Source organism: Streptomyces sp. NPDC036764 (assembly GCF_055609385.1).
On sequence record NZ_JBVJPT010000010.1, the window covers coordinates 338,827 to 347,729 of the forward strand.

At 70.4% G+C, this 8,903-nt stretch carries 10 protein-coding genes; 4 read left to right on the forward strand and 6 right to left on the reverse strand.

The features are described from left to right. Positions 1–13: 13 nt before the first annotated feature. The 3 genes from ACZ69Q_RS31425 to ACZ69Q_RS31435 are packed head-to-tail and all read right to left on the reverse strand — an operon-like array spanning position 14 to position 2,134. Positions 14–874: an ABC transporter permease gene (locus ACZ69Q_RS31425; protein ID WP_471048219.1), complete on the reverse strand. Its 861-nt coding sequence runs from the start codon at positions 872–874 to the stop codon at positions 14–16. Further along, positions 834–1,682, reverse strand: a complete 849-nt coding sequence (locus ACZ69Q_RS31430; protein WP_471048221.1) for an ABC transporter ATP-binding protein — start codon at positions 1,680–1,682, stop codon at positions 834–836. The genes ACZ69Q_RS31425 and ACZ69Q_RS31430 overlap by 41 nt, the downstream gene beginning before the upstream one ends. Continuing rightward, positions 1,679–2,134, reverse strand: coding sequence for a MarR family winged helix-turn-helix transcriptional regulator (locus ACZ69Q_RS31435; protein WP_471048223.1), 456 nt, complete (start codon positions 2,132–2,134; stop codon positions 1,679–1,681). Before ACZ69Q_RS31435 ends, ACZ69Q_RS31430 begins: the two co-directional genes overlap by 4 nt. Before the next feature lie 263 nt (positions 2,135–2,397). Here ACZ69Q_RS31435 and ACZ69Q_RS31440 point away from each other — a divergent pair, with 263 nt between their 5' ends. Further along, complete coding sequence (locus tag ACZ69Q_RS31440; protein WP_471048226.1) at positions 2,398–3,189, forward strand: RNA polymerase sigma factor SigF; 792 nt, start codon at positions 2,398–2,400, stop codon at positions 3,187–3,189. Between the two features lie 7 nt (positions 3,190–3,196). On the opposite strand, the gene ACZ69Q_RS31445 is transcribed toward ACZ69Q_RS31440, so the two are convergent. After that, positions 3,197–3,529, reverse strand: a complete 333-nt coding sequence (locus ACZ69Q_RS31445) for an ANTAR domain-containing protein (protein WP_471048228.1) — start codon at positions 3,527–3,529, stop codon at positions 3,197–3,199. 167 nt (positions 3,530–3,696) lie between these two features. Between ACZ69Q_RS31445 and ACZ69Q_RS31450 the strand changes: the two genes are divergently transcribed. Next, entirely contained in the window at positions 3,697–4,497 is an 801-nt protein-coding gene (locus tag ACZ69Q_RS31450; protein ID WP_471048232.1) for a VOC family protein, read from the forward strand. A 48-nt stretch (positions 4,498–4,545) separates the two neighbouring features. Here ACZ69Q_RS31450 and glgX read toward each other — a convergent pair whose 3' ends face one another. Then, the gene (gene glgX, locus ACZ69Q_RS31455; RefSeq protein WP_471048234.1) at positions 4,546–6,702 is read right to left on the reverse strand and encodes a glycogen debranching protein GlgX; all 2,157 of its coding nucleotides are present in this window, start codon (positions 6,700–6,702) and stop codon (positions 4,546–4,548) included. After that, entirely contained in the window at positions 6,699–7,211 is a 513-nt protein-coding gene (locus tag ACZ69Q_RS31460; protein ID WP_471048237.1) for a pep a2, read from the reverse strand. Before ACZ69Q_RS31460 ends, glgX begins: the two co-directional genes overlap by 4 nt. A gap of 295 nt (positions 7,212–7,506) precedes the next feature. Between ACZ69Q_RS31460 and ACZ69Q_RS31465 the strand changes: the two genes are divergently transcribed. Together ACZ69Q_RS31465 and ACZ69Q_RS31470 are read left to right on the forward strand one after the other, a co-directional pair. Next, on the forward strand, positions 7,507–7,812 hold the full coding sequence (locus ACZ69Q_RS31465) for a DUF5133 domain-containing protein (RefSeq protein ID WP_471048239.1): 306 nt from the start codon (positions 7,507–7,509) through the stop codon (positions 7,810–7,812). 70 nt (positions 7,813–7,882) lie between these two features. After that, a partial coding sequence (locus ACZ69Q_RS31470) for a maltotransferase domain-containing protein (RefSeq protein WP_471048242.1) occupies positions 7,883–8,903 on the forward strand: 1,021 nt, incomplete at its 3' end.

Consider the following 8,903-nt stretch of genomic DNA (forward strand, 5'->3'; position numbering starts at 1 on the left):
TTCCGCGCCAAGATCAGCGCGCCAGCCGGCCCAGCAGCGAGGAGGCCGCCGTGATGCCGAGGGCGGCGGCCACAAGCAGGACCGCGAAGTCGAGCGCGAGGTGGGCGGGGGTGCCCAGGAGCAGGCCGCGCAGGGCGTCGACCTGGTAGCTGAGCGGGTTGGCCTTGCTGACCGCCTGGAGCCAGCCCGGCATCACCGACAGTGGATACAGGGCGTTGGAGCCGAAGAACAGCGGCATCGTGATGGCCTGCCCGAAGCCCATCAGCCGGTCGCGGCTGAGGACGACGCCGGCGATGGTCATCGACAGACAGGCGAAGAAGGCGGAGCCGAGGACGACGACCGCGGCGACGCCGAGCAGCTTCAGCGGGTTCCAGGTCAGCGCGACGCCGAGCAGCGCGGCGATGACGATCACGACGACGGCCTGGATCAGGGACTTGACCCCGGCCGCGAACGCCTTGCCGGTGATCAGGGCCGAGCGCGGGGTCGGGGTGACCAGCAGCTTGTTCAGGAGGCCGGCGTCGCGCTCCCAGATGATCTGGATGCCGTAGAAGATGGCGATGAACATGGCGGACTGGGCGATGATGCCGGGCGCCAGATAGTCGATGTAGGGGATGCCGTCGGTGGGGATCGCCTTGATCCGGGTGAAGGTCTGGCCGAAGATCAGCAGCCAGAGGGCGGGCTGGACCGCGCGGGTGTACAGCTCGGTGCGGTCGTGGCGCAGCTTCTGGAGTTCGACGGCGCACATCGCGACGACACGGGCGGGCAGCACGCGCCAGCCGGCGCGGGGCGTGGGCGGTCGCAGCAGCAGGTCGATGCCGTCGGGATGGGCCCGGTCAGCCGACACGGCGGGCGGTGCGGCGGGTGCTTCGGACATCGCGGAAGTCTCCTGAACTCTCGTCGAGTCCGCTGCCGGCGATGTCACGGAAGACGTCCTCCAGCGTGGGCAGCGGGTCGGTGTCGGCCGCCCCCTCGGCGCGGCGGCGCGCGCCGAGCCCTGCCCTGAGTTCGGCCGGGGTCCCGAGGGCGCGGATGCGGCCGTGGTGCATGAGGCCGACCCGGTCGCAGTACTGGTCGGCCTCGTCCATGTAGTGAGTGGTGACCAGGACCGTCATGCCGGTGGCGGCACGGACGGCGCCGATGTGCTCCCACACGCCGGTGCGGGCGATCGGGTCGAGGCCGATGGTCGGCTCGTCGAGGATCAGCAGACGGGGAGCGCTGACCAGGGCCTGGGCGAGTTCGAGGCGGCGGACCATGCCGCCGGAGTAGGTGCCGGCGAGCCGGTCGGCGGCGCCGGTGAGGCCGACTGCGGCCAGGGCCTGGCCGACCCGTGCGGCGCGTTCGCGGCGGGGCACGTCGAAGACGCGGGCGAACAGGGCGACGTTCTCGCGGCCGGTGAGGCTCGCGTCGGCGGACAGTTGCTGCGGGACGTAGCCGAGCAGCCGGCGTACGGCCATACGGTCGTCCGCGGTGTCGTGCCCGAAGACGCGGACCATGCCGGCGGGCACCGGCAGGAGGGTGGTGATGCAGCGGATCGCGGTGGTCTTTCCGGCGCCGTTGGGACCGAGCAGCCCGAAGACCTCGCCCTCGCGCACCGTCAGGTCGAGTCCGTCCACCGCGTTGGTCTCGCCGAAGGCGTAGGCGAGCCCGGTGCAGGCCACGGCCTCGGCGGTGTGTCGTGTCATGGTCGCTCCGCCTCCTCGCGCAGGGTGCCGGCCAGTCTGCGCAGCGCCGGGACTGCCGCGAGCAGCGTCTCGCGGTCCGCCACGTCGAGGCGGGACACCTGGCGCCGTACGAGATCCGCGCGCCGTCTGCGCCATTCGCCCAGCCGGGCCTCGGCCGCGGGGGTGGGCAGCAGTCGGGCGGCGCGCCGGTCGGCCGGGTCCGTCTCGCGGACCAGGTAGCCCTGCCGGGCCAACTGGTTGACCAGTGTCGACACCGAATTGCCCGCCAGATACAGCTCCTTGGCCGCCTCCGAGATCCCGATGCCGGGCCGTTCCGCGACCAGCCGCAGGAGCTCCACCTCGGCGGTGCGCAACGGCGGGGCGGGCATCTCCTGGCGCAGCCTGCGGCGGATCAGCCGCTGGACGCCGACGAGCGCGTCGGCCAGGTCCTCGGGGAAGGTCTCCTGTTCCACATCACCGAGGTTACCTCTGCAACAGAGGTAACCTCGCCAGGCAGAGGTCAAGACGGACACACAGTCACCGGCCCCTCACATGTAGTCGCATTCACGAAATGTGTTTCAGGTTCCGATTTAGCGGGAATACATCAGTTTGTGCTTCGGACAGGAGGCACGTCCGTGGGAGCCGGCCCACCAGGCCCCTGGAGTGTCCTCCATGAGGTCCGAGTGCGCGCCTCCCATGCTGTCCAGTCAGCACCTGCTGAGGGAGGTGCGCACGGATGAGTGCCACCACCAGAACGAAGCAGCACCCGCACGACGACGCGCCCGATACTGCCGAAGCCTTCGCCCGGCTCGTGGGCCTCCCCGAGGGGCCGGAGCGCAAAGCACTCAAGGACGAGCTGATTCAGGCCTGGTTGCCCATGGCCGAGCGCATCGCCGTCCGGTTCAAGGGCCGTGGCGAGTCCCTGGAGGACCTGTACCAGGTGGCCGCCCTGGGCCTGGTGAAGGCCGTCGACCACTACGACCCGGCCCGCGGTCACGCCTTCGAGGCGTATGCCGTACCCACCATCACCGGTGAGATCAAGCGGCACTTCCGCGACCACATGTGGACACTGCATGTGCCGCGCCGGGTCCAGGACCTGCGCAACCGGGTGCGCAGCTCCACCAAGGAGCTGTCGCAGCTCACCCCGGGGCGCGCCCCCACGATTCCCGAGATAGCGGAACACGCCCAGCTCAGCGAGGGCGAGGTGCGCACCGGGATGGAAGCCCTGGACTGCTTCTCCGCGCTGTCGCTGGAGGCGGAGATGCCGGGTACGGACGGCTATGCGCTGGGGGACGCGATCGGCGGGCCGGATCCGGCGTTCGAGGTGGTCATCGACCGTGTCTCCGTCAAGCCGTGCCTGCAACGGCTTCCGGAGCGCGAGCGCAAGATCCTCTACCTGCGCTTCTTCGGCGGGATGACCCAGAGCCGCATCGCGAGCCAGCTCGGGATCTCACAGATGCATGTCTCCCGGCTGCTCAGTTGCTGCTTCGCCCAGTTGCGCGAGGAACTGCTCGCCGAAGCGCGGTGAACCTGCCTCACTCCTGTGCCGCCCCCGGGATCTGCGTCGGGCCGTGACGCTCCAGGGCCTCTTCGAACGCGATGCGGATCTCGGGCGGCATCTTCCCCTCCCTGCCCCAGACGAGAATCAGTTCCGCGACCCGGCGGAGCTTGATGTTGGTGTGCTGGGAGACCTCCTTCAGCACCGCCCATCCCGCGTCCGGCGCCACGCGGGCCAGCGCGACGACCATGCCGATCGCCTGGTCCACGACGGCGTGCGAGACCACCGCCTCCTTGAGCTGGTCGACTTCCTCTTCCAGTTCGAGAATCCGGTCGGTCTCGTCGGCATGCTCGTTCGGTACCGGTGCCACGCCTCCATCGTCGTCGTTTCGCCGGTCGGGTGCCAGTGAGCAAGTGGACGGACATCGGCCGTTTCGGCACTCCGCCGGGGGTACTCGACAGGCCCGGGGACGGTTCCGGCCGGACACTGGGAGCAGACCGGTGGCCGCCGGTGGGGCGAGACCAGGACGCGACTGCCATGAACGATACGAAAACCCCCAGGAGCACGGCCGAGGTCGTGTCCACACACTCCGTGTTCGGCGCTCCCTGCTGGGTGAGCCTGACCAGCCGTGATCTGGAGGCCACTCAGGCGTTCTACACGGCCGTACTGGGGTGGCGGTGGCGGCCGGCCAAGCTGGGCGACCGTTTCCGTGTCGCGCTGGTGCAGAACGTGCCGGTGGCCGGGATCGCCGCCGTCGCCACGATGTGGCAGATGGCCGTGGCATGGACTCCCTATTTCGCCGTGCCGAGCGCGGACGAGGCCGTCGCCCGGGTCCAGGAACGCGGCGGCACCGCTGCCGTCGGGCCGCTCTCCCTGCCGCCGGGACGGGCGGCGCTGCTGGCGGACCGCGACGGTGCGACGTTCGGGATCTGGGAGGGGGAGCTCATCTCCAACTGGGAGACCTGGCGGCGGGCGGCGCCGACGTTCATCCGCCTGCACACCCGCGACGCGTTCGACGCCGCCATGTTCTACGGCGAGGTCCTCGACTGGGCCACCGAAGGGCCCGGCTACTGCGAGGTGCACTACGAGGGCGGCGAGGTCGTGCTGCGCAGCGGGGATGACGTCGTGGCGCGCATCGAGTCGGGGGCGCTGGGTGCCGCGCCCGATCCGACGATCCGTCCGCACTGGCAGGTTCACTTCGCGGTCGCGGATGTGGCGGAGTGTGCGCGGGCCGCGGAGGTGAACGGGGGCAGTGTGCTGTCCAAGGTCAGCGATGAGGCGGTGCTGCGGGATCCGGACGGGGCGCAGTTCACGGTGACTTCGCGCCGCGAGCGGTAGAGGTGTTGTGACGCGGCGGAGCCGTGAACGGACACGGCCAGGCGTCCCTCAGGGGCGTTTCCGGGAGGTTGTCGACAACAGAACCAGGCTGCGCCGTTCGATCAGGAGGGCCGTGCCCGCCTTGTGTTCCGACTCGTCCGGAGGGCCCTGCGGTTCGGAGGTGTCGATGAGCGTCGTCCAGCGTTCGCCGAACGTCCTGTCCGGCAGTTGGAACTCCATCGGCTCCCAGTAGCTGTTGAGCAGCATCAAGAACGAGTCGTCCACGACCGGCCGCCCGCACCAGTCCGGCTCGGCGATGGCGTCGCCGTTGAGGAAGGCGGCGACCGCGTGGGCGTCGGAGCGGCGCCAGTCGTCCGGCGTCATCTCGCGGCCGTCGGGGAGCAGCCACACCAGGTCGGGCAGCGGCTGGTCGGGGTGGGTCGGGGTCTCGCCCTGGAAGAAGCGGCGGCGGCGCAGCACGGGGTGGGCGGCCCGCAGGCCGATGACGTGGCGGGTGAAGTCGGTGAGCGCGCGCTGGTCGTCGGTGAGCCGCCAGTCGACCCAGGAGACCTCGTTGTCCTGGCAGTAGGCGTTGTTGTTGCCGCGCTGGGTGCGGCCGAGTTCGTCGCCGTGGCAGAGCATCGGGATGCCCTGCGACAGCAGCAGCGTGGCGAGGAAGTTGCGCTGCTGGCGGGCGCGCAGAGCGAGCACGGCCGGGTTGCTGGTCTCGCCCTCGGCGCCGCAGTTCCAGGACCGGTTGTGGCTCTCGCCGTCCCGGTTGTGCTCGCCGTTGGCCTCGTTGTGCTTGTCGTTGTACGAGACGAGGTCGCGCAGCGTGAAACCGTCGTGCGCGGTCACGAAGTTGACGCTGGCGCGCGGGCGGCGCCGGCTGTGCGCGTACAGGTCGGAGGAGCCGGTCAGCCGGGACGCGAACTCGCCGAGCGAGCCGGGTTCGGCCCGCCAGAAGTCCCGTACGGCGTCCCGGTACTTGCCGTTCCACTCCGACCACAGCGGCGGGAAGTTGCCCACCTGGTAGCCGCCCTCCCCCACGTCCCACGGCTCGGCGATCAGCTTGACCCGGCTGATCACCGGGTCCTGCTGGATCAGATCGAAGAACGCCGACAGCCGGTCCACCTCGTGGAACTGCCGGGCCAGGGTGGCCGCGAGGTCGAAGCGGAAGCCGTCGACGTGCATCTCGGTGACCCAGTAGCGCAGCGAGTCCATGATCAACTGAAGCACGTACGGGTGGCGCATCAGCAGGCTGTTGCCGGTGCCGGTGGTGTCGTAGTAGTGCGCCCAGTCGCCGTCCACCAGGCGGTAGTACGAGGCGTTGTCGATGCCGCGGAAGGACAGGGTCGGGCCGCGCTCGTTGCCCTCGGCGGTGTGGTTGTAGACCACGTCCAGGATCACTTCGAGGCCGGCCGCGTGCAGCGCCTTCACCATCGACTTGAACTCGTCGACCTGCCGGCCGCGGGTGCCGCGGGCGGCGTAGGCGTTGTGCGGCGCGAAGAAGCCGATCGTGTTGTAGCCCCAGTAGTTGGACAGGCCGCGGCTCTGCAGCACGCCGTCCTGGACGAACTGGTGCACCGGCATCAGCTCGACGGCGGTGACGCCGAGGGAGGTGAGGTGCTCGACGATCGCGGGGTGCGCCAGCCCGGCGTAGGTGCCGCGCAGCTCCGGCGGGATGTCGGGGTGACTGCGGGTCAGGCCCCGTACGTGCGCCTCGTAGATGACGGTGTCGGCGTAGGGCCGTCTCGGCGGGTTGTCGTCGCCCCAGTCGAAGTACGGCTCGGTGACCACGCCGAGCATGGTGTGCCCGGCGCTGTCCGCCGGGGACGGGGCGCCCGGGGTGCGCTCGAAGAGGGAGGTGTGGTTGTCCACCTGGCCGTCCACCGCACGGCTGTACGGATCGAGCAGCACCTTCGCCGGATTGCACCGGTGGCCCAGGCCCGGGTCCCAGGGGCCGTGCACCCGGTAGCCGTAGCGCTGTCCCGGGCCGACGCCGGGCAGATAGCCGTGCCACACGAAGCCGTCGACCTCGGTCAGCGGAACCGTGCTGTGCCGGTCCTTGTCGTCGACGAGGACGAGTTCGACGCGTTCGGCGACCTCGCTGAACACGGCGAAGTTGGTGCCCCGGCCGTCGTACGCGGCTCCCAGCGGGTAGGGGTGCCCGCTCCAGGCGGACACCCCTCGGCTGTTGTCGCCGCGGCGCCGGCGCGAGGTCACCGGGCCTCCTCCAGGACGCCGTCCCGGACGCCCGCTGGGTGCGCGACGGCCGGTTCGGGCACGTCGCGCGGGACGCGGCGAGCCTCGCGCAGACTGGGCGCGGGGGCGATCGGTACGAGCGGGGCGCGTTCGCCGGCGCGGGCGCGCTGCGAGAACCAGATGACCTTGCTGCCGGACTCGGTGGCGCAGCAGCCCCACCCATCACTCGTCAGGGCGATGTGCCTCAGGCAGGCGCGCAGCTCGTGGTCCGGGCGCAGGGCGCGGTCGTTGTCACCGACGGCCGTGATGAGGTGCTGGCCGTTCCACCACATCTCGATCGAGATGTTCTTGTCCGTGGCGTGCTCGTCGATGGCCCTCAACAGCATCTCCGCGCCATGGCGGACGGGCACGACAAGCGTCTCCAGGTCCCAGTACCGGAGGTGGGCGGCCAGAATTCGGCTGACCTGACCCACCCGTTCGGGGCTGACTTCCACGTCGAGGTGGTAGTAGCAGGGCACTGCGGTCTTCACCGTTTACCTCCTCACCGCGAAAGCTCCCGCTCTCCTCGCCCCTGCGGGACGGGCCCCGATGACGGAGCGTGAGCGCTGATCGCTTCTGAGTCACTCCAGGGTGGGGGCGGTACGCCATTCGTGCAACAGGAGCACACACCTGAGGTAGTTGAAGATCCAACAGGACGCTGCGTCGTCGACCGTGCACCATGTGTGAAGACCTCGATGCCCGTAACGGAACCCGTGCGCCTGCGCGCACGGGTGTCCGCCCGACGGTCGGGAAACGCTCATCGAGCCCGGAAGGTGAACGCGGCCCATGTTGCTACCGGCCAAAGCCGAAGTCGCCCGGCAACTGCGGCGATACCGGGCCTGGGAACGAGCCATGCTCGCGGCCCCGGCCGACCTCACGGTGCGTGCCACTTTCGAGGACACCGGCTACACCCTCTGTGTGCTGATGGGAAAGCGCTGCGCCCGCGAGGCCGTGGACGCCGCCGAACGCTTTCTGCGGATCACTCCGGCCGCCTATCTCCTGGAGCAGGACGAACGGCCCCGCACGGCGAGCGTGTCCGCCCGCAGAGGACCGCCGAGATCACGGCGGCGGCGTTTCCATGCCGGCAGGTAGCCGGTTTCCGGCGAAGATCGAATCCCCGGCCGGGCCTTGTGCCCGGCCTCGAGCACGGTGGAGGTGAACCATGGGCAGGACCAAGAGCAAAGCCGGTGCCGGCACCGGGACCATCGGCCGTATCCCGGTACGGGACGTACGGCCGGCCGTGGAGTGCGGCAGGCACCCGGCGAAGGCGGTCGTGGGTGAGACCTTCGAGGTCACCGCCACCGTGTTCCGCGAGGGCCATGACTCCGTGGCCGCCAATGTCGTGCTGACCGACCCCGACGGCCGCCCCGGCCCCTGGACGCCGATGCACGAACTCGCCCCCGGCATGGACCGCTGGGGCGCCAAGGTGACACCGTCCGCGGTGGGCCGCTGGACCTTCCACGTGGAGGCCTGGAGCGATCCGGTGGCCACCTGGCGCCGCACCGCCCGGATCAAGGTTCCGGCCGGCATCGACGTCGGGCTGGTCCTGGAGGAGGGCGGCGAGCTGTACGAACGTGCCGCCGCCGGAGTGCCCGACGAGACGGAGCGGGCGACCGTGCTGGCCGCGTCGGAGGCGCTGCGGGACGACTCGCTGCCGCCCGTGTCACGGCTCGCGGCGGCGTTCGCGGCGAACGTGGACGCGGTGTTGGGGCGGTATCCGTTGCGGGATCTGGTCACCGCGTCGGATCCGCTGCCACTGCTGGTGGAGCGGGAACGCGCCCTGTACGGCTCCTGGTACGAGTTCTTCCCCCGCTCCGAAGGCACCCCCGAGCGCCCGCACGGCACCTTCGAGACCGCCGCGCGACGGCTGCCGGCGATCGCCGCGATGGGCTTCGACGTCGTCTACCTGCCGCCGGTCCACCCGATCGGCACCACCTTCCGCAAGGGACCCAACAACACCCTGTCCGCCGGGATCGACGACGTCGGCGTCCCCTGGGCCATCGGCTCCCCCGAGGGCGGCCACGACGCCATCAACCCCGACCTCGGCACCATCGAGGACTTCGACCGCTTCGTCGCGAAAGCGACCGCACTCGGTCTGGAGGTCGCGCTCGACTTCGCCCTGCAGTGCTCGCCGGACCACCCCTGGGTCGACAAGCACCCCGAGTGGTTCCACCACCGCCCGG